The following is a 26,785-nucleotide window of genomic DNA, read 5'->3' as shown; positions in this document are numbered from 1 at the left end:
AGCGCCGGTTGCGCCACAGCCCCACAACCGCCACTCTAGAGCCAACGTATATAAGAGGTTTTTACATGTCGCGCTCCAACACCGCTGCCCGCTATGGCAGTGTCGCCAAGACATTTCACTGGCTCACCGCCCTACTGATCGTCAGTGCGCTGGCGGTTGGCTACTTCGCCCATCAGGCCCCCTATGAGGACAGCGCGCAACTCGCCTTTAAGGCCACGCTCTTCTCTTTGCATAAAACCATCGGCCTGACCGCGTTTTTGGTGGCGGTCCTGCGTATTCTCTGGGCCTTCACCCAACCGCGCCCCAAATTGCTCAATGGCGACCACAAGCTTGAGGCGCTGGCCGCAGAGACTGCGCATTGGGTGCTCTATGGCGCCATGGTGCTTGTGCCGCTGACCGGTTGGATGCACCACGCGGCAACCACTGGCTTTGCCCCGATCTGGTGGCCCTTTGGGCAATCCCTGTTCTTTATTCCGAAAGATCCTGTGCTGGCCGAAACTCTGGGAGCCTTGCACTATGTGTTCATGCTCCTCTTGGTGCTGACCCTGCTGGCCCATATTGGCGGCGCATTGAAACACGCCATCATCGACAAAGACAAAACGCTCCAGCGCATGCTGCCCGGCACCCCGGATCTGCCAGACACGCCCGCACAACAGCCCGGCCACACCCTGCCGTTCCTTGGCGCCGCAACCGTTTGGGCCGCAGCACTATATGTTGGCGCATTCTCCGGGATCTTCGCACCAGCCGAAGGGGCCGAACCCGCTGCAGAGCTCGCCGAAGTGGCCTCCGAATGGCAGGTGCAATCCGGTACGCTCGGCATCGCTGTGCAGCAATTTGGCAGCGAGGTGACCGGCAGCTTCGCTGACTGGACCGCCGAGATCGCCTTTGACGAAACCGCGACCGACGGCAAGCATGGCACGGTCACGGTGACCATTGCCATCGGCTCGCTCACCCTTGGCTCAGTCACCGATCAGGCTCTCGGCGCGGATTATCTGAATGCCTCAGAACACCCCACCGCGGCCTTCACCGCCGACCTGCTGGCTGCCGAGGCAGGCTACATCGCCGAAGGAACATTGGCGCTCAGCGGACATGAGGTGCCAACCACCCTGCCCTTCACGCTCACACTGGATGGCGACTCCGCAGAAATGTCCGGCGCGCTGGAGCTTGATCGCCGCAGCTTTCACGTAGGGGATACGATGACCGACGAAAGCTCGCTGGGCTTTGGCGTCGCCGTCACCGTCAACCTGACCGCAAAGCGCGGCGAACAATCTTAGAAATCACTTGGGGCCGTTGACCTGAGACGGCCCTAAAACCTCATTGCTCAGTATATGCTGCGAGCACAAGAAGTGGCGCCATCGTAGCTGCGAACGATAAAATGAAGAGCGCCAAGTTTTTCAACATGCGTTTGGTGGCATGCGCGTTATTTCTATCGTCAACAACACGCCACATTTGCCATAAACCACCTGTAGCAATGTACTTAACAGGAGCTGCATCGAACTGCGCATTAGTGGCATTTATCAGGCTCATGATCGAAGCAAAGAACCTGAAAAAACAAACTGAAGTCGCACAAAGCCCGACACAGCCATAGGCAAAGGCCAAATAGAGAACAACTTCCAATGCTCGCTCCAAACTAGTGAAGTTAAGGCTTCAGCTCCAATTATGGAGCAACCGCGTCTATTCAACTAAAACCGCCCCGCAGATACAAACTTAAATTCTCACTCTGCAAACGAACGCGCGAACCTTGGCCCTACCTCTAAAACGCTATCACGCCACCTTGGCCGTCAGGTTCTCGAAACCTCAATCCTCTCGTGGGCGGCGCAGCCGACCAGCCTAAGTTCATCTTTACGGGCCCTCCCCACGGGAGGGGGCTTCACCCCCACCCAGGGTCAGGGGCTGGCCTTTGTGATCAGCTTCAGGCACTGCAGAACCTTCCGACAATGCCCTAGGCACAAAAAAGGGCCGCCCTCTCAGGCAGCCCTCTCAAACTCTCGCGAAGTAAGCGTTTATTCCGCTTTCATCGCCTCAACAGAAATCTGCACTTCCACTTCGTCGCTCACAAACGGCGCGAAGTTGCCAACATCATAGTCGGTGCGCTTCAGCGTGGTGGTCGCATTGAAACCCGCCCAAGGCTTTTTCGCCATTGGGTGCTCGCTGGCTGCGTTCAGCTGCGCGTCCAGAACCACGGATTTGGTCACACCGTTCAGGGTCAGATCACCGGTGATCAGGGCGGTGTTGTCGCCGGTCACTTCGATGCCGGTCGAGGAGAAGCTCACCAGCTCATCATCCGCCGCATCAAAGAAATCGCCGCTCATGAAGTGCGCATCGCGCTTTTCCCAACCGGTGAACATGGATTTCACAGGCATGGACACGGTCACGGAGCTTGCAGACGGATCTTCCTTGTCAAACATGATCTCGCCTTCAAAGCCGGAGAACATGCCCCAGGTCGTGGAGTACCCCAGGTGGTTGTAAGAGAACAGGATCTGGCTGTGCGATGCGTCGAGCACGTATTTCTCAGGCGCTGCAACAGCGGAAGTTGCGGTGACGGCGGCCAATGCGAGGCCAGCGGCAAAAAGGGTGCGTTTCATGGGGTCTCTCCAAAATGGATCAATAACGATGTGATACTAGCAATGTGCCGAGACTTCTCCCAATCGCAATTCTACGTAAACCCACAACCACTGTGCTTTTGTGAACATTTCCGTGAAGACATCCCCGCATGACCGCACAAAACGCGCCATTCCCCAATAAAATAAGAGACTTCCAGCGTGAGCGAATTTCAGCCTAGCCATATCACTTCAGGTTGTTTGAATTTGATGCATTTCATCGACTTACCCCGCGCTGCCGTTGAAACCCGCACAGGAAACGCCCATACGAAGTCAATGCTTCCCCTTATATATAGCCTTCAAACGCCCTACCGGCGACCGGTTGAGGTGGCAGCCCATCCTCCCTATATCAGGCAGCGCACAAGCCTGCCGTGGGGCCTGCGTCAATGTGGCGGATGTTGAGTGCTGCCGCCATGAGATAGCGCCTCTCCAGCAAAGAGCGTCCTGAAACAGATTGGAAATATGCAATGGAACTGGGTTGGGTAGATCTTTTCCCTTTGGTTTTCTTTCCCTTTAAGATCATCGTGTTAGGCATTGGTATGTTCTACGCCATCAAGTGGCACCATGATCAGGAAAAGAAGAAGAAAAACGAAACCGCAAACCAAAAGCCCCCCTCCGCCTGATTAGGATCGGGGCCGCACCTGCAAGCCTTCAAAGCCAGCACAAAACCAAAGGCCGCCAGCCCATCCGGCTGCCGACCTCAAGTCACTCTCGTAGCATTCTGAATTTGCGCGCGACCCGCTGCCCTTAAAGCGGCAACATGGTCTGGCTGCGCAGCTGCGCAATGGCGTCCAAACGGGCATGCGGCCCATCCAACGGAAGCCCCACAATTTCGCCGCCATCAGCGCTCAGCACCGTCAAGCGTGTGTCACTCACATCAACGCGCCCGATGTCTTCATAGTTGATGGCCTGCGCCACATGTTTGCGGCGGCGCGGCAATCCCTCAAAAACCAGAAGCTGACGGTTGCGCTGATCAAAATGCAGCTCCTGACGCGGTTTCTGCGTGGCAATCTGGGTCAGCCCGACGCCAGCGGTCACCAACAGAATGGAAATGCCCATCTTTGACAGCAGGATCATGGGTGTCAGATCCAGACCCGGCACCAGCCAAAGCCCAATGCCCGCCCAAATGAAAGCAAAGCCGAACACGACAGCGCTTGTGCGTACGGAAAGCGAAGGCCGCTTGCCTTCCACCATAGCCACGCGAGAGCGTGCTTCATTTGCGATTTGTGTCATCGCCATCATTGTCCCGGTCTCCTATGCGCCCTTGCGGCGACAGTTTCTGCGGTTTGTCCCGCCTTTGCGCTAAACTTCCGGGTGAATTCAGGCGAGAATGGGGCGGATTAACGAAATCCCTGTGCTTTTGGTTAAATCATCGCTAAGCCCTCTCTGAGCCCCAAGAAAACTTGGTCCAAAGAGCCATTTCTCCCCTTGCGCCTTCGCCGAATTCGGCTATACAGCGCCATCCTTTCGCAAAAGCTTGAACCGCGCAGTCTCTCGTGGGTGGGGTGCGAAAGGCCAAGATGCCCCGCTCTTTGAAATGCGCCTGTAAAATGAATGGAGAGCACATGCCGCTTTATGAGCATGTTTTCATCTCGCGCCAGGACCTGTCCAACGCGCAAGCAGAAAGCCTCGTTGAACACTTCGGTACAGTTCTTTCTGACAACGGCGGGTCCGTTGTAGAGAGCGAGTACTGGGGCGTGAAAACCATGGCCTACAAAATCAACAAGAACCGCAAAGGCCACTATGCCTTCCTGAAATCCGACGCGCCTGCCGCAGCGATTCAGGAAATGGAACGCCTGATGCGCCTGCATGACGATGTGATGCGCGTTCTGACCATCAAGGTTGACGAACACGCTGAAGGTCCTTCGGTTCAGATGCAGAAACGTGACGAGCGTGGCGACCGCCGCGACCGCCGCTCCTGATCACCTTAAGAGAGGACATTAAGTTATGGCTGCAAAACCATTTTTCCGCCGTCGCAAAGTCTGCCCTTTCTCGGGTGAGAACGCGCCGAAGATCGACTACAAAGACACCAAGCTGCTGCAGCGCTACATCTCTGAGCGCGGCAAAATCGTGCCTTCGCGCATCACAGCCGTGTCTGCCAAGAAACAGCGTGAGCTGGCCCGTGCAATCAAACGCGCGCGCTTCCTTGCACTGCTTCCATACGCCGTGAAGTAAGGAGACACTGACATGCAAGTTATCCTTCTGGAACGTGTGGCCAAGCTGGGCCAAATGGGCGAAGTTGTGGACGTGAAGCCGGGCTATGCTCGTAACTTCCTGCTGCCACAGGGCAAGGCGCTGACCGCGTCCAAAGCCAACATCGCATCTTTCGAAGCGCAGAAAGCTCAGCTCGAAGCGCGCAACCTGGAAACCAAGAAAGAAGCAGAAGCACTGGGCGAGAAGCTCGATGGCGAACAGTTCATCGTGATTCGTTCCGCGTCCGACGCTGGTGCGCTCTACGGCTCCGTCACCCCACGTGACGCAGCAGAAGCAGCCACCGAAGCAGGCTTCTCTCTGGACAAGAAACAGGTTGCTCTGGCCGCTCCGATCAAAGAGCTCGGTCTGCACGCGGTTCACGTGAACCTGCACCCTGAAGTTCAGATCACCATCAATCTGAACGTTGCCCGTTCTGAGGAAGAAGCGGAGCTGCAAGCTTCCGGTAAATCCATTCAGGAACTGGCTGCAGAAGCAGAAGCAGAAGCAGAATTCGAAATCGCCGAACTGTTCGACGATATCGGCGCAGCTGCCTCTGACGACGACGACATGGGTGCACCTGCCCCATCTGAGGAAGCGCCTGCCGAAGAGCAGTAAACGCTTTACCAGCGAAGAATTCGCGAAGCCGCGTCCGGGTGCACCTGGGCGCGGTTTTTCTTTTTCCGGCCAGTGCTTACGCAAACTCCTGCGCAAGAGTGCCTCTGTGTCGACCAACCGCTTCCCTTTTCTGTGCGACCGGCCATACTGAACAAAATGACTTTCAGGAGGCCGCATGCCCGCCCACTATTCACGCCGTATGGCGCTCGCCCTTCTGATCTCCCTGCCAGCGGCCTGCGCCAGCACAGAACCAACCGCCGCCCCAGAATTTGACCCGCCGCTCTACCCCAATGAAACGCTGGAGCTGCGCGCGCTGATAAATCAATATGCCGATTTTTATGAGGTGCCGCGTGATCTTGTGCAGCGCGTGGTCATTCGCGAAAGCACCCACCGCCCCTGGGTCACCAACGGCAACAACATCGGCCTCATGCAAATCCAGCTGCCCACCGCCCGCGGCATGGGCTACACCGGCAACCGCGAGGGCTTGCTCGATGCTGAAACCAATCTGACCTACGCCGTCAAATACCTGCGCGGCGCTTACCTTGTGGCCGAGGGCAACTACGACCGCTCTGTGTTCCTTTATGCCAAAGGCTACTACCCGGAGGCCAAGCGCGCAGGATTGTTAAAAGAAACCGGCCTCGCCCCCTGATCCCCAAAACACACGTGCCTGCCTGAGGCCGCCATTTTTCGCGCTTTGGCAGATAAGAAACACCCCGGCACCAGATTGACGGGATTAGTGTATTCTTAACGAAGTCGCCTTGGCAGCGGTCTCAGCGAAGACTATTCTCCCCGCAATTGTTTTCAGTTTTTGAGGCCCCTTGTGAGCACCGAATCCGCAGGCACCCTGCACCCCCTCGCCCCCCACCATCTCCCCAGCTTCATATCCGATGCGACAGGGGCAGACCCGATGATGACCAATGTGGCCATCTTTGCTGTGGTCATGGTGTTCCTCCTCACCACCTTCTTTTTGCACCTGCATTCCCTACCGGAACAGCTCGCGCACAAAGTGGGGGCCAATCAGCTTCAAATCGTGGGTGTGCTTGCCCTGATCGCTCTGTTCACCCACAACAACATCTATTGGGTGGCCGCCCTTCTGCTGGCCCTGATCCAGATCCCGGATTATGAAACCCCGCTTGGGCGCATCGCCGATGCGCTGGACCGTCTAAAATCGCCGGAGCCTCCGCAAACCGTCGCCCAGACCGCATCCGCAAAGGCCACTCCAGCCCCCACCCACACGGCGTCCAAAGACGCCACCAAAGACGGTGAGGTGTAAGCCATGCTGGAATTTATCTGTTGCTCCATGCTGACCATCTTCCCCGACTTTCTGTTCCGCCGCTATTGGCAGGGCAAACGTCTGGGGCAGGAAATCACCCTATTCTCCATGTGGTATGAGCTGCGCTACGGCCTCAGCTCCTGCTTCATTCTGACGGTCAGCCTGATCACCCTGATCTTCTATTACCACCCGTCCACCTCCAATGTGACCTCGTTTTTCCGCACCGTCACCATCCTGCCGGAAATCAGCGGCCGCGTGACCGAGGTGATGGTGGAAAACAACCAAACCGTGGAAGAAGGCGATGTGATCTTCAAACTGGATGACAGCCGCCAGCGCGCCGCCGTCGCCACCGCCCGCGCTGCTGTGATCGAAGTGGATGCCGCCGCCCTGCTGGCCCATGACGACACCCGCGTGGCACAGGCCAACTTTGATGCCGCCGAAGCCGCCTTTGAGCAAACTAAGGACGAGTTTGAGCGCAAAAACACCCTGTTTCAGGAAAACTCCCCTGCTGTGACCGTGCGTGAGGTCGAGCGTCTGGAGAACCTCATTCAGGAACGCCTTGCCGCCGTGGATGCGGCCCACTCCGCCCTTGAATCCGCCAAGCACCGGCAGGAAATCCAGATCCCGGCCCAGAAAGACAGCGCCGAGGCCTCTCTTAATCAGGCCCAGGTAGAACTGTCGAAAATGACGATCTATGCCGGACAAGCCGGACGTATCGAACAGTTTGATCTCCGCCCCGGAGATTACATCAACCCGATCCTGCGCCCTGCGGGCATCCTCGTGCCCTCAGACACCGGGCGCGGGCGGTTTCAGGCTGGCTTCAGCCAGCTCACCGCACAGGTGCTGCACCCCGGCATGCTGGCAGAAATCTCCTGCGCCACCGCACCTATGCGGGTGACCCCCATGGTCATCATCGGTGTGCAGGATGTGATCCCCTCCGGTCAGGTGCGCCCCTCTGATACCCTGCGCGATCCGCAGAACCTGCAGCGCCCCGGCACAGTGATCGCCTATATGGAACCGCTCTGGGAAGGCGGCATCGACCATCTGCCCCCGGGCAGCCAATGTGAGGTCAACGCCTACACCAGCAACCACGAGCGCCTGCAGGATCCTGACATCGGCACGGCAAAATTTGTGGCCCTGCATGTGATCGACACCGTCGGCTACGCCCACGCTCTGATCCTGCGCTTCCGCGCCATTCTCATGCCGTTCAGAACGCTGGTCTTCTCCGGCCACCACTGATCCCGGCGACAGAAAAACAGAAAAAGCCCCGGTCTTTCACCGGGGCTTTTTTGTTGCAAGCTCTCGTGATCTAACTCTGGGAGCGCTTATTCTCCAAAATTCCCGCCAAGCGCCATAGGGGCCATGCGGATCAGCCTGCTGTCCTCAACTGCCGCCTGCCGATGCGCCACCGCCGCGCGGTACTCCGGAAACTTATGCATAGAGGTAAAGGCCTCCACGCTTGGATACTCCGCAATAAAACACAGATCCCACGTCTTCTCCGGCCCGATCAGCATCTGCTCCATGCTGCCCCGCCAGATGATCTTGCCGCCAAGCTGTTTGAACACCGGCGCACTCTCGCGCCCATAAGCGGCATAAGCCTCCGCACCGGTGGCCTCTCGCCCATCTTCATAGACCGCCTGATCACGCAGCTTGATCAGGTTCAGCATATGCACCGGCCCCTCCCGATCGTTGGCCTTGAAAGCCTCATATCCGGCCTTGTCAAATGTGGTGTAGTCCAATGTCTGCTCTCCTCAAAACACCCTCGCAGAGAACAACCACAGCCATAAAAGATCAAGCACCTCCCCGCGCCCCCGCCCCTGCATTCTCATTCCTGAAGTATCCCGGGTGCATGGGGGCTGGCCCCCATTAAAACCTGCGTATGGGGACTGGCCCCATTAAAACCTGTGCATCACGGCAGCCCCCAAATGACCGCAGTAGCCAACAAAAAAAAGGCCGCCCCATCGGAGCGGCCTCTCACTGTCCCTTTAACAGGGTATGGACTTATTCGTCGTCCAGTGCCTCTACGGCTTGTTGCAGGTCGTCTTTGGAGACCTCTTTCTCGCTCACTTCCGCCAGCTCAAAGACATAGTCGACAACTTTGTCTTCAAAGATCGGCGCGCGCAGCTGCTGCTGCATCTGTGCGTTCTGCTGGATGAACTCAAAGAACTGACGCTCCTGACCAGGGTACTGACGCGCCTGGTTCATGATCGCTTGGGTCATCTCGGCGTCGGTCACTTCGACCTCTGCTTTCTGGCCCAGTTCTGCGAGCAGCAGGCCGAGACGCACGCGGCGCTCTGCCAGAGTGTTGTGCTCTTCAGTTGGCTCGATCTTGTCGTGATCGTGGCCTTCCACTTCTGGGTTTTCCTCGTGCCACAGCTGGTGTGCGATCTGGCCCGCTTCCGCTTCCACCAGGGATGGCGGCAGCTCGAAGGACACCAGCTTGTCCAGCTCGTCAAGCAGCGCGCGCTTGGTCACCGCACGTGCGGCACCGGCGTATTCTGCTTCCAGACGCTCGGTGATCTGAGCTTTCAGACCGGCAAGGTCTTCAGCGCCGAATTTGGTCGCCAGCTCGTCGTTGATCTCTGCAGCAACCGGCTCTTTCACCTCTTTGATGGTGCAGGAGAACACGGCTTCTTTGCCCGCGAGGTTTTCTGCACCGTACTCTTCAGGGAAGGTCACGGTCACGTCTTTTTCTTCGCCTGCTTTCACGCCAACCAGCTGCTCTTCAAAGCCGGGGATGAACTGGCCGGAGCCGAGGGTCAGTGGGAATTCTTCGCCTGCGCCGCCGTCAAAGGCTTCGCCGTCGATGCGACCCACAAAATCCATGACAACCTGATCGCCGTCCTGTGCCGCGTCGCCTTCGCCGCGTGCTTTGAAGTCCTGCGCGGTTTCTGCGAGGTTGCCCAGAGCTTCGTCCACGGCTGCGTCGTCTGCTTTGACAACCAGCTTCTCCAGCTTGATGCCTTTCAGGTCCACTTCAGGGATCTCTGGCAGCGCTTCATAGGACATCTCGACTTCTACGTCAGAGCCAGGCTTCCAATTTTCGCCGTCTTTCATTTCGACTTTCGGCTGCAGCGCCGGACGGTCGCCGGACTCTTCGAAATGCGCGTTCATCGCACCGTCGATGGTCTCTTGCATGGCTTCGCCCATCAGGCGCTCACCAAACTGCTTTTTCAGAAGCGGCATCGGCACTTTGCCCTTGCGGAAACCTTTCATTTCGATTTCCGGCTGTGCTTCTTTCAGCTTTTCATTGACCTTCGCGTCCAGCTCATCAGCTGTCACGGTGATCGAATAGCCGCGTTTCAGACCTTCGTTCAGAGTCTCGGTAACCTGCATCAGGAGTCCCCATAAGTAGCGGCGCGCGGCACATGAGAGTCCGCGCGCAGTCGAGAAAATTTGTGCTCTTCTAGTGGCCCCCGCGCCGCTGTGCAAGGCCAATTCCACGCAGAGAGCGGCTTTCAGTCAGCGACAGGGACCATGCAGAGGCCAAGGGGCGGCCCTCTGCCGATCAGCGGGTGTCAGAAGTTCCAGCGTGCCGCCACCATGAAGATGTCGATATCCTGATAATCCAGCCCCGGCTCTTCATATTGAAACTGACGATACGCGAGATAAAGCTCGGCATTATAGTTATCGAGCTCCTGTGTCGCCTGCAGCCCCCAGGCAAACCCATCATCGCCCGCAAGACGGGAGTCATTGGCCCAGAAGAAATCTGCCGACAGATGGGTCTTGCCCCAGGCAAACCATTCAAAATCACGTTTGCCCAGCTTGGTGTAAAAATAATCACTGTCCACCGCGCTGTTGTCGCTGTCGCGACGTCCGGCTGCGATCTTGCCGTTCAATCCGGTGGGCGTGTGCAAAATGGCAAAGGACCCAAACACCGAATTGGCGTCGCCGCCGGCGTCAAAATCCGTCCACTCGCTGCCGATGCGCGCACTATATTGCAAATCTCCGGCATCGCCGTTGTAGACCAGACCAAGGTCATAGACCGTGTCATCCACACCTTCGCTCAGGATGTTCTCCCCCACAGCCGCGCTGAGGATCAAACCGCCTCCGGCCAACGGCGGCGTGTCATATCTCACACGTCCCAACCGGCCACCGTCAAAGTCATTGAACACCGATTTCACAGTGGGTTCCGTGCCATCAACCATCCCGTCGCTGAAGTGAAACCCGCCGCCGACATCGGCAACCGCGCTGGTCGCAATCCCGTCTGTGCCAGAGAAGCTCGCCCCGGTGATCCCGTCAGACGCCATGCTGCCCTGCCCCAGATAGACCTTACCAAAGCTGCCCTCATAGCTGAAATCCACCTTCCGGATATTGGTGCGCTCCCATTCCAGAAACTCCGGATCATTGATCTGGCTCCAATCAGAACTGCCCGCGAGACCCAATCCGGTTTCGAAATTAAATTTGAATGTGCCCTGCCCAATTGGCTGGGAATAGCGCACACCAAACCGGCTGACCGCATTTGAGTTATCTGCAAATTCGCTGGTGGTGATGTCCCCGTCGTCCACCACAATAAACCCGTAGTTCAAATGCCCATAAAGCTCGGCATTGTTCTGCGCCAATACCGCCGTTGCTGTCCCTGAAAAGGCAATCGCCCCGCCGACCATGGTTTTGGTAATTTTGGATATACTGCCCAAGACCCTTTTACCCATCACGCTTCTCCAATCGATTGAGAGTTCAAAATGTGTCTTAAAGTCGTATTTGAGAGCCCCCACCCGAATTGCCGTTTCGCAAATTCGGGCCCACCAATTCAATTCGGGCTCAAAGCGCCACCCAATCCCAAAGGATGAGTTGTGCACTCCAATTGGACTATATCGTAAACTCTATTCAAATTCACGACATCAAGTTGCGATGTGGCAAATTAAAAAGGCGTCGCCCCGCAATTGGGCGACTAAAATAGGAAAAAGGCGGCCGGAAATTCCGACCGCCTTTCAAGGCTCATTTCTGAAAGATTTCAGAAATTAGAAGCTCCAGCGTGCGCCAACCAGGAATGCGTCAATGTCTTGGAAAGACGCGCCAGTCGCTTCGTACTGGTGCTGGTGGTAGCTCGCGAACACTTTCATGTTGGAGTTGTCGATGTCCTGCACCGCTTCGACACCGTATGCGGTGCTCTCGTCACCTGCGGATGCGAAGTCGTTGCCGCGGTATGCGTCAACGGACAGGTAGGTGCGGCCGATGGAGAACCAGTCGCGCTGCAGACCAAGCTTCACATAGACATAGTCTGCGTCAGGCTGGCCGCCTGCACCGTTGTTGTCAAAGTCAGCGGTGCCGTAAGCAACGCTTGCGCTCAGACCGGTTGGGGTGTGCAGTGCGCCAACGGAGCCAACGATCGCATCTGCGTCGTTGTCAGTGTTGCCGGTTTGAGAGTAGGACAGGCCACCCGCAACGTCATAGTCGCCAAGGGTGTTGTTGTAGTAAACAGCGAGGTCATAGTACTCGCGGTCAACGTTTGGCTCCAGAATTTCGGTACCTGCGGACGCAGACACGGTGAAACCGTTGAAGGTTGGTGCGTCGTAACGGATACGACCCAGACGGCCACCGTCCAGACCGTCAAACACGTCACCGATGCTCACGCCGGACAGAGCGCCTGCGCTGGTGCGGAACTGATAGCCACCTGCGGTATCGGCCACAAACACGCCACCCGCGATGTCAGTGCCTGCAACGTCACCCGCGCTTGCGGTGCCGTCGGAGGAGGAAGAACCTTCACCGATGTAGAAAGTGCCGAAACGGTCGGTTTCGTAGATCGCTTCGAACTTACGGATGTCGTTGCGGTCCCAGTACAGGAAGTCTGGGGTGCCTGCTTGGCTCACTTCGTCGGTGCCGCGCAGCCCCAGGGATGCCTCAACGTTGAACTTCAGAGTGCCGCCAGCAACGCCACGCTCGTACCATGCGCCAACGCGGCTGGACGAGTTGGAGTTGTCGCTGAATTCGCTTTGGGAATCCACGCCATCATCTACGCTGGTGATCGCGCCACCCAGACGGCCGTAGAAGCTGAAGCCATCTTCTGCTTGTGCTGCGGAGGTCATCGCCACGCTGCCTGCAATCATCGCCGCCGGGGCGATCCATACGGATTGTTTCAATCCAACCATTGTTCTTCTCCATAGATCCCCTGGGGCATTCCCAAGGGCTTTTTGTGCGAGAGCCTGGCCAACGATCTCCCCATTGGGATCGCCAGCCGTCATGCTGTGCTTCAAAACCACGTGCAAACGCATCTGAACGCCATCCCGCGCCACAGAGCTTTCGGGCACGCAGCCCTGATGCGGTGGGGCGTCTACGCCCGGTCATCTGGCTTTGCAAATCCAGTATTCGCTAAAATTTTAGCAATCGGAGGCGCTTGGGTCGTTAACGAGTGAAATTCTGTCGTTTTCCCACATCGAAATTCGCATTTAGATCTTCCATTAACAGTTTAAATGCCAGATATTCTTTCTTTATATGTTTGTTTTCATATATTTAGCCAAATTTTCCCCAATCTTACGCGTGCGTCAAAAACGACATAAGCGGTTTTCCGCTTACCTAAAATCAACTTGAGCCATAATTCGCCACCCAGCACACAAGCACCCCGCCCCGAGATCACATTTTCGCGATCAGCACAGCACTTCCGCTCCTCAAGGACTCACCTTTTCGCTGAACACAAATCCGCAATACTGGCAGCAATTTCACCCTTAAGAAGATTTAACAAACCTCAAAGCAACCGTGAGGCACACCCATTCACCCCCAGAGATGTGCAATCGACCCTTTCGGCACCCAATCGAGCGTCCCTCCGGAACAAATCCCTAAATAAGCGTTAAAGCTCAACAGGTTTCCCGTAAATAAATCCGCAACACCCTGAGGAAAAACTGCACCGAATTCGCCTTAAATTGTGGAAAAACCCTAGATTATTGAAGGTCATGAGCTATACTCACCGCAATCCAACAAGGGCCAAAGCCCGATCAACTTAGAGCGGTAATACAAATATGAGTACACTGAGTTACGCCATCCGCGGGACGGATGGGGTTGTCGTTCGCGGGCAAACTGCGGAAGAGGCCAATAGCGTCATCTTTTTAGGTCAAGCCAAGGACGTTTCTCTCAATCTCGCCTCTGATGACATCGCAGGCTACATGCAACAGGGTGAGGATCTGGTGATCCACCTGGCGTCAGGCGAGACCATCACACTTCAGAATTATTTCCAATCCGTCGCAGGCGAAGAGCGTGACCTCTTCATCTCCAAGAATGGCGCCTTCCAACAGGTCGACCTCGGAGAGCCTGTGGTCGATCAGTATTTTGCCCAATACACCGAAATCTCCACGTCCGAAAAGTGGAGCGCCTATGATCAGCTGACCTTCCTCGATCTGGAACGCATCGAGCCGGTTGTTGCGCCGCTTGTGGCGCCTGTCGCAGGCTTTATCCCAGGCCTTCTCGGCGTTGGCGGCGCGGCCGTTGTGGCCTCCACCATCGACGGTGGCGGCGATGCCGGTGGCAACGGCGGCCCGATCATCCCAACCGTGGACGACCCGGATGTCTCGCGCATTGTCGGCGGCACCGAGGATGACAGCGTCACCATCACCGGCACCGGAGAGGCAGGCTCGACCGTGACCGTTTCCATTGGCTCTGAAACCGTGACCACCACGGTCGGAGATGACGGCACCTATTCCGCGAGCTTTGATGCCGCCGCCCTGCCCGATGACGGCGTCTACGCCAGCACCGTTGCGGTGGTTGCACCAGATGCCACCACCTATGATTTGGATGGCCCCTCAGTCGACATCGACACCACACCGCCTGACGTGGGTGTTCAGGACGGCACCGTATCCACCGGCGACATCGTCAACGAGGCCGAGCACCGCTCCGGCCATGTGATCTCCGGCACCGGCGAAGCGGGCGCAGCCCTCACCGTCGAAATCGACGGCACCACGCACAGCACCACCGTGCTGGCCGATGGCACATGGTCGGTGACCTTTGCCTCGGGCGAGATCAACACCGGCGAATACAGCACCGCTGTGACGATCACCTCCACCGACGCGCGCGGCAATGTCACCACCGTGACCGACCAGCTGGAAGTGGACACCATCGCCCCGTCTGTGGCCCTCAACACCGTGGAAGGCGACAACATCATCAACGCCGCAGAAGCCACTGACGGTGTTGTACTTTCTGGCACCGGCGAAGCTGGCAGCGCACTTGCCATCACCTTTGGCGGCGTCACCCAGAATGTGACCGTCGGTTCGAACGGCACATGGTCATCTAACTTCGCGGCCAGCACGGTCACAGCGGGCACCGGCAATGCCACGGTGACCCTCACCGCAACCGATGCCGCGGGCAACAGCACAACCACCACTTCAACCATCGCAGTGGACACGGAAATCTCCGCAGACCTGAACGACAATCAGGTCGGAGGGGATGACATAGCCAACGCCGCCGAGGTCGCCTCTGGCTTCGCCCTCACCGGCACCGCCGACGCAGGCGCATCCGTGACCGTCACATTGGAAGGCGTCACCCGCACTGTCACCGCAGACAACAGCGGCAACTGGACCGCCAACTTCGGCGCTGGCGAAATCCGCTCCGGCACCTACGACAGCACAGTGACTGTCTCCGCAACAGACGCGGCGGGCAACACCATCACCACCACTGAAAGCCTGCGCGTGGACACGGAGATTGGTCTCGCCTTTGACAGCAGCCAGCTGGGCGGCGACAACACCGCCAATGCCGCCGAGGTCCAAAGCGGCATCTCGCTCACCGGCACCGCAGATCCGGGCGCATCCGTCGCAGTCACCATGGAAGGTGTCACCCGCACCGTCACGGCCGCGGCAAACGGCACATGGACGGCCAGCTTCACCTCTGCGGAAATCCCGCAGGGCACCTACAACAGCCTGGTCACAGCCACCGCCACCGATGCCGCTGGCAACAGCACCACCTCTTCCACAACCGTGGCTGTCGATACCCAGATCTCTGCAGGTCTGGACAGCAATCAGGTCGGCGGCGACGACATCGCCAATGCCGCAGAGGTCGCCTCCGGTTTCGCTCTGACCGGCACGGCTGAGGCCGGCAGCACCGTGGTTGTCAAACTTGAGAACGCCACCCGCACCGTCACCGCAGACGGCAGCGGCAACTGGACAGCTAACTTCACCTCTTCCGATGTGCGCCAAGGGGAATATGACGCAGCGGTCACCGTCACCGCCACCGACGCCGCTGGCAACAGCGCTTCGTCCTCCGGCACCCTGCGCGTCGACACGTCCACCGCAATCAACGTGAACCTGTCCTCCGGCGTCTTCGCAAACCCGGTGAACGCTGCGCAGATGCGGGGCGGCGTTGTGCTGGACGGCACCACCGAGGCCAACGCCCTTGTGGTTGTCAACGTGGACGGCGTCGTGCGCCGCACAACGGCAGACAGCAACGGAAACTGGTCTGTGACCTATGAATCCGGCGCGTTGCGCGAGGGCACCTACACTGCCAACGCCACCCTCTCGGTGACTGACGCGGCGGGCAACACCGCCACGGCAAACGCCAGTTTCCAGGTGGATACGGAGATCACCACTCCAATCGTGGAGTCGGTGACCTTCTCCGGTGATGAGGTCACCTCCCTGTCGCTGGACACGGAATCTCAGTCTTATGACATCCACTCGCTGAACACCGATGGCACCACAACCGACGTGGCCACCACCGAGATTGATCTGGGCGGCAATGAAACGCTGTTCCGCCTGAACTCGGCCGCACCTGATGGCGCCCATCTTGTGGTCGCCTCCACAGACAGCGCGGGCAACAAGTCTGACACGCTGGTTGTGCTGGATGACAATGCCACCAACTCGGGCACGCTCAATCACGCACAAATCGGCGGCTTCAACATTGAGGGCATCGAATTGGACTACGCGTCCGACACCAGCCTGACCCTGACCGAAGCACAGATCAAAAACCTGTCAAACACCTCTGACACGCTCACGATCCACGGTGGCTCTGATGACCAGATTACCGTCAATGGCGCGGTCAAAACCAACCAGACAGAGACGATCGACGGTCAGCTCTATGACGTCTACACCGTTGGCAATGACGGCGTAACGCTTGTGGTCGACCAAGACATCAACGTCATCGTCTAACAGATCCCGGGGGCGGCTTTCTGCCGCCCTTTCTCTCCCTCCAGCTCAAGGCTATACGCACGCGACATGCCCTGCCGCACGCATCATAAGTCCCTGCCCCTGCTCCTTGGGGCCACGCTTCTGAGCGGCTGCATGTTCTCGGTCCCACACCTAGACTCAGCCGAGTCTTTCCTGAAACCAAAGCCTGCCTCTGAGGCCGCTTCGGCCGCCACACCGGAGGTCAGCAAACGCAGCAGCTTTGCTCAGGATGAAGCCAAAGCCGAAAGCGAAATTCTCAACACATTGCTGGCGCGCCGCTCTGTGCTGCCTGCCGACAGCGCCTTGAGCGAAGTTTCTGATGTGGCCCTCGCCTCCTCGCGCCGCGCTGCCGAGGCCGAGCTGCAAACCGCCCGCCTGCGTGCCGAGGCTGAAGACAAAAACTGGCTTCCAACGATTGGCCCGGAAATCTCGCTGACCTCTCTGGGTGATGTGATTGCCGGTCTGGTGCTGGAACAGGTGCTCTATGACCATGGCCGCAAAAAGGCCGAGCGCGCCTATGCCGCCGCCGATGTCGAAGTCGCCGCTGTCACCCTGTCTCAGGATCTCAATGAGCGCAGCTTCACCGCGCTGGCACTCTACATCAAAGGGCTGCGCGGTCAGGAACGGGCCAAAGTCGGCGCAGGTGGTCTTAAACAGCTCAAACATTTTGAACGTATCGTGCAGGGTCGCATCGACGGTGGTGTCTCTAACAAAGGCGACCTGCGCATGGTGCGCACCAAGATCCAGACCCTGGACACCCGCAACGACACCGCCCGCGAAGACGCCGCCACCGCAATCAGCGAATTGCAGGCCATGACCGGCACGCGCTTTGCGCTCACCCCCGCCGCCCCCTTGCCCAATCAGGCCTACCCGGCGGTGGAACCGCTTGAGGTCGTCAAAGCCCGCGCCGAAGCCGACCGCGCCGTCGCGCTGGCCACGGTTGAGCGCGCCCGCCAACTTCCGGGCCTGACCGCCGGGGCCAGCCTTACCACCGATGGCAACAGCGGCAGCTTGAATGTCGGCAATGACGTGGGCTTGGGTCTGGGCACTGGTGCGCGCCTCAAAGCCATCGAAGCCTCCAAAGACATCGCCGCCCGTCAGGTGGATGAAGCCCGCGAAGACGGCGACCGTCTCCGCAAGCGTCTGGAAAGCAATATTCAGAGTCTCTCCCGTCAGGAAGCCGAGGCACAAAACCTCGCTCAGGAAGGCCGCAAAACTTACAAGCTTTTTGAGGCGCAGTTCCGTGCCGGTCAACGCTCGGTGCTGGAGGTCGTGGACGTCTACGAACAATCCGTGCTGCGCGATCTGGACCGCGTTGACGCCAAATATGACCGCCTTCTTGCGCAGCTGGAGCTGGCCCGCGATCTCGGGCTGCTGGCGGATGGAGACGCGATTTGACCGCGGATACCCCCAAAGGCAAGGCGCCAACGGTGCTCTCTATCGCCTCCATCAAACCGACGCAGCCCGCCAATCGGGCCGGTCAGGCCAACCAGCCCCGCCCGCCCAAGGTCAGCACGATTTCTGCGGCCCAATCGGCCCCAACCGCTGAGGCCGCAAAACCCGGCGACGCGATCCATGATCTGGTGGAGGCCACCGCCAACCGCATCCAGCACCGCGCCACGCTGATCTCCACGCTGGCCGCGCTCAACGGCTCTGAGGTACCCGTCACCGATGTGGCCGAGCACATGTGGACCTCCGCCCCCGGCGATGTCTCCGTGAAAGCGCTCGCCAACGCGCTGGCACAGGCCGGTGTCGAGCCCAAAGTCCACAGCAAGCTTGCGCCCGGCCCCGCCGCCTGGCCCGCCATCGCCATGATGACCAACGGTCAGGCCGTGTTGGTGCTCTCCCAAGAAGACGAGACGCTCACCGTCTATGACGACAGCCAGCCTGATAACCGCGCCGAGGTGCCGGTTGCAGAATTTACGCCGTTCTTCTCGGGCACCGCACTGCGCGCCAAAGTTTCCCTGCGCCAACTGGCGGAGCGGCACATCCCGCAAATCGCGGACGGCATGTCCGGCCACTGGTTCTGGGGTGAGTTCACCAAATACCGCCGCCACATGGGCGAGATCATACTGGGCTCTCTGGTGGCCAACCTGCTCGCCGTCGCGGTCGCCCTGTTTTCCCTGCAAGTCTATGACCGCGTAATCCCGCACCAAAGTCAGGCCACGCTCTGGGTGCTCGCCATTGGCGCGATCTTCGCCATCTGCCTTGAGGGTCTCCTCAAGCTTGCGCGCGCCAAGATGAGCGACGCCGCTGGCCGCCGCATGGAGCTCTCGATCCAGCACCGCCTGATGAAACGCCTACTTGGCATGCGCTCAGACCGCCGCCCCCTGCCGCCCTCCGGCCTCTTTGCCGCCATGCGCGACTTTGGTGCTGTGCGTGATTTCTTCACCTCCACCACGATCTCCGTGCTGGCGGACATGCCTTTCATCGTGATCTTTCTGGCCCTCGTCGCCTCCATCGCGGGCAATCTGGTTTGGGTGCTGATGCTCGGCGGCGTCCTGATGGTGCTTCCGGCCTATGTCCTGCAAAAGCGCATGATCGCGCTGTCCCGCGAAACCCAAGGCGCCTCCGCCAAGGTCGGCCGCTTGCTGCAGGAGGTCATCACCGAGCTTGACACCGTCAAGACCCAACGCGGCGAAGACCGTGTGCTGCGTCTTTGGGACGAACTCAACGCGGTGTCCTCTTACTCTTCCGCCGAACAGCGCCGCCTGAGCTCCGCCCTGACCTACTGGTCCCAAGGCGTGCAGCAAACCACCTATATCGCCACCGTCGTGATCGGCACCTATCTGGTGTTTGCCGGTGAATTCACCGTCGGCACCATCATCGCAACCGGCATCCTGACCTCGCGCACCCTTGCGCCGCTCACCCAGTTTGCAGGCACGCTTGCGCGCTGGTCCAACGTGAAGGGCGCACTGGAAAGCCTTGATGCCATTGCACTTTCTGAGCAGGAGAAAGACGGCGAACGCAAATATCTCCGCCGCGAAAAGCTCTCCGGCCAGTTTGAACTGCGCGAGCTGTCCTTTGCCTATGACGAAGACGGCGCGCCGACACTTGATGTGCCCGGCGTGGTCATCAAACCCGGTCAGCGCGTCACCATTCTGGGCGCCAACGGCTCCGGCAAATCCACGCTGCTGAAGCTGATGGCAGGCCTTTACGGCCCGACCAAAGGCCGCCTGCTGCTGGATGGCACCGATATGAGCCAGATCGACCAGCGCGACCTGCGCCGCAACATCGGCTACCTGTCTCAGGACGTGCGCCTCTTTGCAGGCAGTCTGCGGGACAACCTCAACCTGACTCAGCTTGAGCGCGATGATGACCGCCTGATGGAAGCCTTGGACTTCGCCGGCCTCGGCCCCTTCCTGCGCAACCACCCGCAGGGCCTCGACCTGCAAATCCGCGACGGCGGCGAAGGCCTCTCCATCGGTCAGCGCCAATCCATCGGCTGGGCCCGCCTCTGGCTGCAGAACCCGCAGATCGTGCTTCTGGATGAACCCACCGCCGCGCTGGATCAAACGCTGGAGCGCACGCTGGTCAGCCGCCTGTCCACATGGCTCAACGGCCGCACTGCCCTGATCGCCACGCACCGCACACCAATCCTGTCGCTCTCCACACGCACGCTGATCCTGCAAAACGGTCGCCTCGTGGTGGATGGCCCCCGCGAGCAGGTCCTCGCCCATCTCGCCGCCGGAGACCGCACATGAGCGCCACCGGATATGACAACGACGCAGGCTATGACAGCGGGCTCGATGACCAGCTCCGCGCCTCCCGCCTCACCATTCGTCTGATCGCCATCGCCATGGGCCTGTTTGTGCTCTGGGCTGCCTTTGCTTGGGTCGATGAGATCGTGCGCGCGGACGGCGAAGTTGTCTCCTCCTCCCGCTCCCAATCGGTGCAAAACCTCGAAGGCGGCATCCTCGCAGACCTCGCTGTCAAACAGGGCGACCTTGTGGAGGCCGGTCAGGTGCTGGCCACGCTCTCAGACACCCGCTTCCGCTCCGCCTTTGACGATCTGCAGGACCAGATCGACGCATTGGAGCTGCGCCGCCTGCGTCTTGAGGCCGAAATCGAAGGCAAATTCGAATTCAACGTGCCCGAAGAGCTGGCCACCCGCGCCCCGCGCATCCTGTCCTCCGAGCAGGCGCTTCTGGCCGCCCGTCAGACTGATATCGACAGCCGCCGCGAAGGGGCCTTCACCCAGCTTGAACAGGCTCAGGAAGAGCTCTCCAACATGGAGAACCTCTACAAGAAAGAGTTCGTCGCGCTGCTGGAGGTCAACAAGGCCCGCGAAAAAGCCTCAGAGGCCGAGATCCGCTACATGGACATCCTCACGCAGGCCGAGCTGGTACTGGCCGAGGAATACTCAGAGACGCTCAAGGAAATCACCTCCCTGCAGCAGGAAATGCGCCTCGCACAGGATCAGCTCTCCCGCACCGTGATCACCGCCCCCATGCGTGGCATCGTCAACAACCTCGCCGTGACCACCATCGGTGGCGTTGTCCGCCCCGGTGCCGAAATCTTTGAAATCATCCCCTTGGGCGAAGAGCTCTTTGTTGAGGCCCGCGTGCGCCCCGAAAACATCGCCAATGTCGAGCCCGGCCAGGACGCCTCCATCAAACTCACCGCCTATGACTACACCATCTATGGCACGCTCAAAGGCAAGGTCGATTTCATTTCTGCGGACACTTTTGAAGACGAGCGCGACCCGTCTGCCCCGCCGTTTTACCGCGTCACCGTCACCGTCAACACAGACGCCCTGACCGAGCGCCAGAAAGCCATAGAAATCCGCCCCGGCATGCGCGCCACAGTGGAGTTGCACACCGGCTCCAAAACCATCCTGCGCTACCTGCTAAAGCCGCTTTACAAAAGCAAAGAGGCGTTTCGCGAGCCGTAGGTTGGATCGGTTGAGCTTGGGATTCGCTTGGCAACCGAGCTCCTGATAAATGCAAAGCAACGTTGTTTGATGCCAATCGAAACTTCAAGTCGGACGTTTTGATAGTGTCGCCAAGAAGAAGAAAATGAACCCACTCTACTCCTTTTTGTAAGCTTCGCTTCTTCAAACTTGCCGCTATCTGTAGCTATCGATTGACGAGCGTAACACTCGCACATGTGGCAAGCCAACTGAATCAAGAAATGCGCGCATCCAACTTAAATTTGTGCGATTCTTTGGACCAAGTACCACCTCTTTAATTACTTCCCTAGCGGGGTCGGCTATCGACGAAGTGATGTATGGTCGAATGGAATGATCATCAGCGAAGTACTCGACCTCTGGTAATGCCACTTTGTGACGATAGCGAAGGAGGCGCCATTCACATTCTTCATGAAAGTGCAATGGCTTGGTTTTGTAGATTTGGAAGTGAAGCGGGGAAAGAGCCTGAAGCAATCTTGAAAAGACTTCAGAAGATTTGTCGTTTGATCCGATGAAAATACTGGCTTGGTTCTCACGGTTTGCCAAGAGGGCCAACGCACGCTCTTTATTAATTCCATCTCTTAAACGAGCAAATGATCCACAAACAACAAATTCGGTCGCCAGATCCTCTACGAATGGTTTTAGCGATTCATTTAGCCCCTTCTCGCCATAATTGACGGCCATCAGCTCAAAAAAGCGAGAACCGAAATTTACATCACCAAAATCTTCTTCAAGTAGGTCTCGCGAGAACCCCAGCGCAAATCCTGAACCATCTCGACCATAGGACCGCCATTGACTTAGGAGGTCACCCTTTTCTGACAAACAAAAGGCGAAGCCTTCAGTTGCATCCGGATATCCCTCAACAATAACTGCCGCGACATCTACCAATTCTTCGGGTAACTCGGTCTCTCGAAGTAGATGAGTAAACACCCTACCGAGAACTCTGCCTTCAAGTGTATCATTTGCTGACGACAAAGCTGAAAGCCTGATCTCCCTTTTTTGAAGTATCGCGAAACCAGTCTGCGTACTACAGTAGTGAAACAATAGCTTTTCACTGTTCATCAAGCGGATATCCTTTCCAAAAATGGGAGTATCATCCCAATTCAACTTACCCGCCTAGCGATATCACAAGGCCATGATTGCACGCTATTCGAAAACCGTTTTTGAAGTGAGACAAGCTCTATAATGTTTGCTTCCCGCGCTTAGCCGCAATTTGAAGCTTGCGCAGTATCCGATGCCTGGGACGCATTGCGGAAATCGACGCAGCAAATATGTCGATAAGCTCGCCTCACTACAAAGCCGCCTCGAACCAATCGGCCGGTCAACCAATTTAGTCGGCTTTCGGGCAGGAAAATGAACCACATACCCCCTTCACACAGGCTGCGCCGACAACCTTTCTCTCCCCCCACCAAACTCTTGCCTCAGTTGCCGAGATCGCCAAATCTACAACCATGGCAACGGAAACAGAGTTCTCCTTCACCGCACTTCCCCCTCCGGCGCGGCGGCACATCCGGGTGTTCCAGATCCATCAGTTTCTGGATCGTTTTGCGATGGGGCTCATCGTTGCCGTTGTGGCTCTGGCGCTGACCGACCGCGGCATGGATCTCTTCCAGATTTCGCTGCTCTTCGGGGTCTACTCACTCACAACCTTGACGATGGAACTCCCCTTTGGCGGTTTGGCCGACACCATCGGGCGCAAGCCGGTCTTTCTGGCCGCCGTCCTCGCCAGCGTGACCTCCCTCGCCCTGTTTCTCTCGACCAGAGATTTCTATGTGCTCGCGCTCTCCTTTGCTTTCATCGGCTTCGGGCGAGCGCTACGATCCGGCACACTCGACGCTTGGTTCGTTGAAACCTTCAAGGCCGCCGCGCCAAATGTCGATGTGCAACCCGCGCTGGCCAAAGCGCAATGGGCCAACGCCATGGGGCTGGCCATGGGGGCCGTTCTGGGCGGCCTTTTGCCCGATCTCTTTGGTAAAACGGCTGAGGGCATGGGACTCAGCGCCTATGATATCTCTTATCTGACAAGCTTAATCGTGATGCTTGGGGTCTTCATCTTCACCCTGATATTCATCATCGAAACACCGCGCCCACTGCACCCGCAAGCTCTGAAACAAGGGTTCACAACGGTCCCGCACGTCATCAAAGACGCAGGCCTTCTCGCCCTGAAACATCCCGCCCTGTCGCTCCTTCTGGCCGCTCTGGCATTTTCCCTCATGGCGACCAATCCGGTCGAGGTGCTCTGGCCCACCCATGCCAAGCCTATGCTGGAGGAAACCCACGCCAACACCGTCATTGGCATCCTGACCGCAGCCTACTTCTTCTCGATCGCCTTTGGCGCATCACTCTCCCCGCGTATCAATCGCATGTTCAAACGACAGCACGCCAAGACACTGGCAGCCGCTTTTGCCTGTCTGGCAAGCCTTCAGATCGCTTTGGCTCTGCAAGGCGGCATCATCGGCTTTGTGGCGGTGTTCATCCTCTATTCCGTGATCCTCGGCGTGTCCGAGACCCCCGCCAGCAGCATTCTCCACAGCTGCGTGCAGGACACCCAACGCTCCACAATGCTGTCCCTGAAATCCCTGATGCAGCAGCTTGGCGGGGCGTTGGGCCTGATCCTCGCGGGCGCGGTGGCAGAGGCATATGCCACACCCGTCGCATGGATAGGCGGCGCGGTCTTTCTGCTCATCGCGACTGCATTGGTCGCCGTGTTGGGCAAACGCCTCTCCGCGAGCCAAAACAACTGGCCGCGCTAACGGCTCACCAACGCCCAAATACCACTCACAAAGCATCAGCCCTCCCCTTCACCCCCGTGATATGAGTGACAAAGTGACCGCGCGCACCTACCGTGCCCTCAAACCACAGGAGACACACATGGACCTCGCCCACATCCTTGCCTTCAACATCGCACTGGCCGCGGCCATCGCCAGCCCCGGCCCGGCCTTTCTGGTCTCTGTGAAAACCACCCTCACCGCAGGCCGCCGCGCCGGCCTTGCTGTTGGCGCAGGGCTCGGCCTCGTCGCCGCCCTCTGGACACTCGCCGCGCTGATGGGGCTGGAAATCGTCTTCACCGCCTTCCCATGGGCATATGTCGCCGTGAAAACGCTCGGCGCTCTGTATCTGCTCTACATCGCTTATGGCATGTGGAGAGGCGCACGGGAGCCGCTCGCGCCTTCAGAGGTCAAACCCGCCCGCCACGCGTTCCTGCAAGGGCTGATGATCAATCTGATGAACCCGAAATCCGTGCTCTTTGCGGCTGCGGTCCTCGTGGTGATCTTCCCGCCCAACATGACGCTGGCGCAAAAAGGCGCGATCTTTACCAACCACCTGATCATCGAGCTGATCTTTTATAGCCTTCTGGCCTTTGGCATGAGCACCACCACCGCCCGCAACGCCTACCTGCGCGCCAAAACCCATCTCGACCGCGTGGCAGCACTGGTCCTCAGCGCGCTGGGTCTGCGACTGCTGTTTGGGCGGTAGACACGCACAAAAAAGGCGGCACAAAGGCCGCCTTCACTCGATCAATTGGGTTCCGAGATCTCAGCCACCCGCGATCATCTGGCGCAGCGCATCCGGGCTCAGCACCGTGCCCACAGAGACATTCTGCCCGCCCATCGCGGCCTTGGCAGAGACCACGGACACCAAAGCGGGCGAGCGGCCGTTTCGGCTCAGCGCGAGGATCGGCGCACCTGAGGCACCGGAGTTTACCTCGCAGTTCATCACCAGCGTCTTGTCCTGACGCGCCAGCACGCGGCAAGGGAATTCCATGATCGGATCATTGCGGTTGGTGATTGTGTAGCTCACCACACCCAGCAGGTCTCCGTCCGCGAGGTTCATGCCGTATTTGATTGGCATCACTGAATTTTTTGAAATCGGCCGCGTCAGCTTCAGCACCGCCAGATCAAAGCCAAGCTGCGCACTGCCCTTGCGGCGGTGTACGTAATTTGGATGCACCGTGGCGCGCGCGACCTTGCCAATCGCCTTGGCCTGACCACCCTTCAGCCCCGCCTGAAACTCCACCGAAGAATCCGACACGCGCTTGCCACTGCGTGGATCATACAAACAATGGGCAGCCGTCAGCACTGTATCCGGCGCAATCAACGCGCCTGTACACATGGCCTTACCTGCCACCACCAAGCGCCCCACGGCGCTTTCCCCTGGCAGGCTTTGACCAAGCCGATTGTTCCCCATTTCCCCCAGCGCCACCGATGGCAGCAGCGCTGCCAGAATGGCGAAAACTTTGATGCTCCGCATGGAACCTCCATTGACCGATGCCCCATCTGAACAACGGATCAGGGCAGCAATCGGGCAGAACCGAAGCCATTTGCAGTTCCGATTAATACAACTTTCATCATTTTTGCTCAAAAGTTATCTGTATCTGGCCACCCAAAAGGCGCGATGAGCCCTTTTTCTTATGGAAAAGCCCTGCACGGGCCCCAGGCTCAGGGGCGCTACGTCGCCGCCACATTCTGGCCCTGAATCTTACTCAAGCCTTGCAACTAGGTAAAATTCAGCCCATCTCTGCGCCCACGCGCAGACCAATCGAACAGGCCTTTCATGTCCGCTGACACCACTCTGACCGGATTCGTTCCTTCCGTTGACACGCAACGCGCCTATCGCAATGCGCTCAGCAACTTTGCAACCGGCGTGACCGTGATCACCACCAAGACAGCCAACGGCGCGATTGGTATGACCGCCAACTCCTTTGCCTCCGTGTCGCTGGACCCGGCGCTGGTGCTTTGGTCGCTGGCCAAAGACTCTCTGCGTTATGCACAGTTTGCCCCGGCGACCCATTTTGCCATCCACGTGCTGCGCGCAGACCAGAAAGATCTGGCGATTGCCTTTTCCAAACGGGGCGATGCCTTTGATCTGATTGATCATGAGGTGAATGCCGACGGGGTCATCTGCCTGCACAACTGTCTGGCCCGGTTTGAATGCGCCACCGATGCGGTTCATCCCGCAGGCGATCACGACATTATGGTGGGCCGCGTCCTGCGCGCCGCGATTGGCGAAGGCACACCTCTGGTCTTTGCGCAGCGGGATTTCGGCAGCTTCGCACCAGAAGCCTAACCCTCATAAATGCTTAGTTAATTTGCAACGGAGCGTTGCAAGAACCGCA

General features: G+C 58.3%; 24 protein-coding genes. 15 read left to right on the top strand and 9 right to left on the bottom strand.

The window, feature by feature from the left end; translation table 11 throughout:
- Nucleotides 1-65 precede the first annotated feature (65 nt).
- Nucleotides 66-1,274, top strand: coding sequence for a cytochrome b/b6 domain-containing protein (locus J7400_RS08930; RefSeq protein WP_209062207.1), 1,209 nt, complete (start codon nucleotides 66-68; stop codon nucleotides 1,272-1,274).
- Between the two features lie 40 nt (nucleotides 1,275-1,314).
- On the opposite strand, the gene J7400_RS08925 is transcribed toward J7400_RS08930, so the two are convergent.
- Entirely contained in the window at nucleotides 1,315-1,617 is a 303-nt protein-coding gene (locus J7400_RS08925) for a hypothetical protein (protein WP_209062205.1), read from the bottom strand.
- A 386-nt stretch (nucleotides 1,618-2,003) separates the two neighbouring features.
- Nucleotides 2,004-2,585 carry a YceI family protein gene (locus tag J7400_RS08920; protein ID WP_209062203.1) on the bottom strand — a complete coding sequence of 194 codons (582 nt, stop codon included), beginning with the start codon at nucleotides 2,583-2,585 and terminating at the stop codon, nucleotides 2,004-2,006.
- Nucleotides 2,586-3,067: 482 nt separating this feature from the next.
- On the opposite strand from J7400_RS08920, the gene J7400_RS08915 reads away from it, so the two are divergent.
- Complete coding sequence (locus J7400_RS08915) at nucleotides 3,068-3,223, top strand: hypothetical protein (RefSeq protein WP_209062201.1); 156 nt, start codon at nucleotides 3,068-3,070, stop codon at nucleotides 3,221-3,223.
- 124 nt (nucleotides 3,224-3,347) lie between these two features.
- Here J7400_RS08915 and J7400_RS08910 read toward each other — a convergent pair whose 3' ends face one another.
- A complete protein-coding gene (locus J7400_RS08910) occupies nucleotides 3,348-3,842 on the bottom strand; it encodes a hypothetical protein (protein WP_209062199.1) in 495 nt (164 codons plus the stop codon).
- A gap of 323 nt (nucleotides 3,843-4,165) precedes the next feature.
- On the opposite strand from J7400_RS08910, the gene rpsF reads away from it, so the two are divergent.
- From rpsF to J7400_RS08880, 6 genes are all read left to right on the top strand, one after another.
- Nucleotides 4,166-4,522 (top strand): 30S ribosomal protein S6, encoded by a 357-nt coding sequence (gene rpsF, locus J7400_RS08905; RefSeq protein ID WP_209062197.1) that lies wholly within the window; start codon nucleotides 4,166-4,168, stop codon nucleotides 4,520-4,522.
- Between the two features lie 25 nt (nucleotides 4,523-4,547).
- Nucleotides 4,548-4,775 (top strand): 30S ribosomal protein S18, encoded by a 228-nt coding sequence (gene rpsR / locus J7400_RS08900; RefSeq protein WP_009805008.1) that lies wholly within the window; start codon nucleotides 4,548-4,550, stop codon nucleotides 4,773-4,775.
- Between the two features lie 12 nt (nucleotides 4,776-4,787).
- Nucleotides 4,788-5,408 (top strand): 50S ribosomal protein L9, encoded by a 621-nt coding sequence (gene rplI / locus J7400_RS08895; protein WP_209062195.1) that lies wholly within the window; start codon nucleotides 4,788-4,790, stop codon nucleotides 5,406-5,408.
- A gap of 175 nt (nucleotides 5,409-5,583) precedes the next feature.
- Nucleotides 5,584-6,057: a lytic transglycosylase domain-containing protein gene (locus tag J7400_RS08890; protein WP_209062193.1), complete on the top strand. Its 474-nt coding sequence runs from the start codon at nucleotides 5,584-5,586 to the stop codon at nucleotides 6,055-6,057.
- 171 nt (nucleotides 6,058-6,228) lie between these two features.
- On the top strand, nucleotides 6,229-6,681 hold the full coding sequence (locus tag J7400_RS08885; RefSeq protein ID WP_209062191.1) for a hypothetical protein: 453 nt from the start codon (nucleotides 6,229-6,231) through the stop codon (nucleotides 6,679-6,681).
- A 3-nt stretch (nucleotides 6,682-6,684) separates the two neighbouring features.
- Nucleotides 6,685-7,920: a biotin/lipoyl-binding protein gene (locus tag J7400_RS08880; RefSeq protein ID WP_209062189.1), complete on the top strand. Its 1,236-nt coding sequence runs from the start codon at nucleotides 6,685-6,687 to the stop codon at nucleotides 7,918-7,920.
- 86 nt (nucleotides 7,921-8,006) lie between these two features.
- Here J7400_RS08880 and J7400_RS08875 read toward each other — a convergent pair whose 3' ends face one another.
- From J7400_RS08875 to J7400_RS08860, 4 genes are all read right to left on the bottom strand, one after another.
- Nucleotides 8,007-8,420, bottom strand: coding sequence for a DUF1330 domain-containing protein (locus tag J7400_RS08875; protein ID WP_247738720.1), 414 nt, complete (start codon nucleotides 8,418-8,420; stop codon nucleotides 8,007-8,009).
- Nucleotides 8,421-8,682: 262 nt separating this feature from the next.
- Nucleotides 8,683-10,017 carry a trigger factor gene (gene tig / locus J7400_RS08870; RefSeq protein ID WP_209062187.1) on the bottom strand — a complete coding sequence of 445 codons (1,335 nt, stop codon included), beginning with the start codon at nucleotides 10,015-10,017 and terminating at the stop codon, nucleotides 8,683-8,685.
- A gap of 182 nt (nucleotides 10,018-10,199) precedes the next feature.
- Complete coding sequence (locus J7400_RS08865) at nucleotides 10,200-11,333, bottom strand: porin (protein ID WP_209062185.1); 1,134 nt, start codon at nucleotides 11,331-11,333, stop codon at nucleotides 10,200-10,202.
- Nucleotides 11,334-11,642: 309 nt separating this feature from the next.
- Nucleotides 11,643-12,770 (bottom strand): porin, encoded by a 1,128-nt coding sequence (locus J7400_RS08860; RefSeq protein WP_209062183.1) that lies wholly within the window; start codon nucleotides 12,768-12,770, stop codon nucleotides 11,643-11,645.
- 864 nt (nucleotides 12,771-13,634) lie between these two features.
- Between J7400_RS08860 and J7400_RS08855 the strand changes: the two genes are divergently transcribed.
- From J7400_RS08855 to J7400_RS08840, 4 genes are all read left to right on the top strand, one after another.
- Complete coding sequence (locus J7400_RS08855; protein ID WP_209062181.1) at nucleotides 13,635-16,742, top strand: Ig-like domain-containing protein; 3,108 nt, start codon at nucleotides 13,635-13,637, stop codon at nucleotides 16,740-16,742.
- A 132-nt stretch (nucleotides 16,743-16,874) separates the two neighbouring features.
- Nucleotides 16,875-18,158 (top strand): TolC family protein, encoded by a 1,284-nt coding sequence (locus tag J7400_RS08850; RefSeq protein WP_247738719.1) that lies wholly within the window; start codon nucleotides 16,875-16,877, stop codon nucleotides 18,156-18,158.
- Nucleotides 18,159-18,331: 173 nt separating this feature from the next.
- Complete coding sequence (locus J7400_RS08845) at nucleotides 18,332-20,464, top strand: type I secretion system permease/ATPase (protein ID WP_348540170.1); 2,133 nt, start codon at nucleotides 18,332-18,334, stop codon at nucleotides 20,462-20,464.
- The gene (locus tag J7400_RS08840) at nucleotides 20,461-21,654 is read left to right on the top strand and encodes an HlyD family efflux transporter periplasmic adaptor subunit (protein ID WP_209062177.1); all 1,194 of its coding nucleotides are present in this window, start codon (nucleotides 20,461-20,463) and stop codon (nucleotides 21,652-21,654) included. The genes J7400_RS08845 and J7400_RS08840 overlap by 4 nt, the downstream gene beginning before the upstream one ends.
- A 174-nt stretch (nucleotides 21,655-21,828) precedes the next feature.
- Here J7400_RS08840 and J7400_RS08835 read toward each other — a convergent pair whose 3' ends face one another.
- Nucleotides 21,829-22,776 (bottom strand): DUF2971 domain-containing protein, encoded by a 948-nt coding sequence (locus J7400_RS08835; RefSeq protein WP_209062175.1) that lies wholly within the window; start codon nucleotides 22,774-22,776, stop codon nucleotides 21,829-21,831.
- A 344-nt stretch (nucleotides 22,777-23,120) separates the two neighbouring features.
- On the opposite strand from J7400_RS08835, the gene J7400_RS08830 reads away from it, so the two are divergent.
- Nucleotides 23,121-24,422 carry an MFS transporter gene (locus J7400_RS08830; RefSeq protein WP_209062173.1) on the top strand — a complete coding sequence of 434 codons (1,302 nt, stop codon included), beginning with the start codon at nucleotides 23,121-23,123 and terminating at the stop codon, nucleotides 24,420-24,422.
- A gap of 118 nt (nucleotides 24,423-24,540) precedes the next feature.
- A complete protein-coding gene (locus J7400_RS08825; RefSeq protein WP_209062171.1) occupies nucleotides 24,541-25,146 on the top strand; it encodes a LysE family transporter in 606 nt (201 codons plus the stop codon).
- Between the two features lie 60 nt (nucleotides 25,147-25,206).
- Here the strand turns inward: J7400_RS08825 and J7400_RS08820 are convergent, their stop codons facing one another.
- Nucleotides 25,207-25,920 (bottom strand): S1 family peptidase, encoded by a 714-nt coding sequence (locus tag J7400_RS08820; protein ID WP_247738718.1) that lies wholly within the window; start codon nucleotides 25,918-25,920, stop codon nucleotides 25,207-25,209.
- Nucleotides 25,921-26,223: 303 nt separating this feature from the next.
- Here J7400_RS08820 and J7400_RS08815 point away from each other — a divergent pair, with 303 nt between their 5' ends.
- Nucleotides 26,224-26,736, top strand: coding sequence for a flavin reductase family protein (locus J7400_RS08815; RefSeq protein WP_209062169.1), 513 nt, complete (start codon nucleotides 26,224-26,226; stop codon nucleotides 26,734-26,736).
- The last annotated feature ends 49 nt before the right edge of the window (nucleotides 26,737-26,785 follow it).

Origin of the sequence: Shimia sp. R9_2, from assembly GCF_017743735.1 — a bacterium.
Lineage (GTDB): Bacteria > Pseudomonadota > Alphaproteobacteria > Rhodobacterales > Rhodobacteraceae > Shimia.
This window is presented reverse-complemented; position numbering and strand designations above follow the sequence as displayed.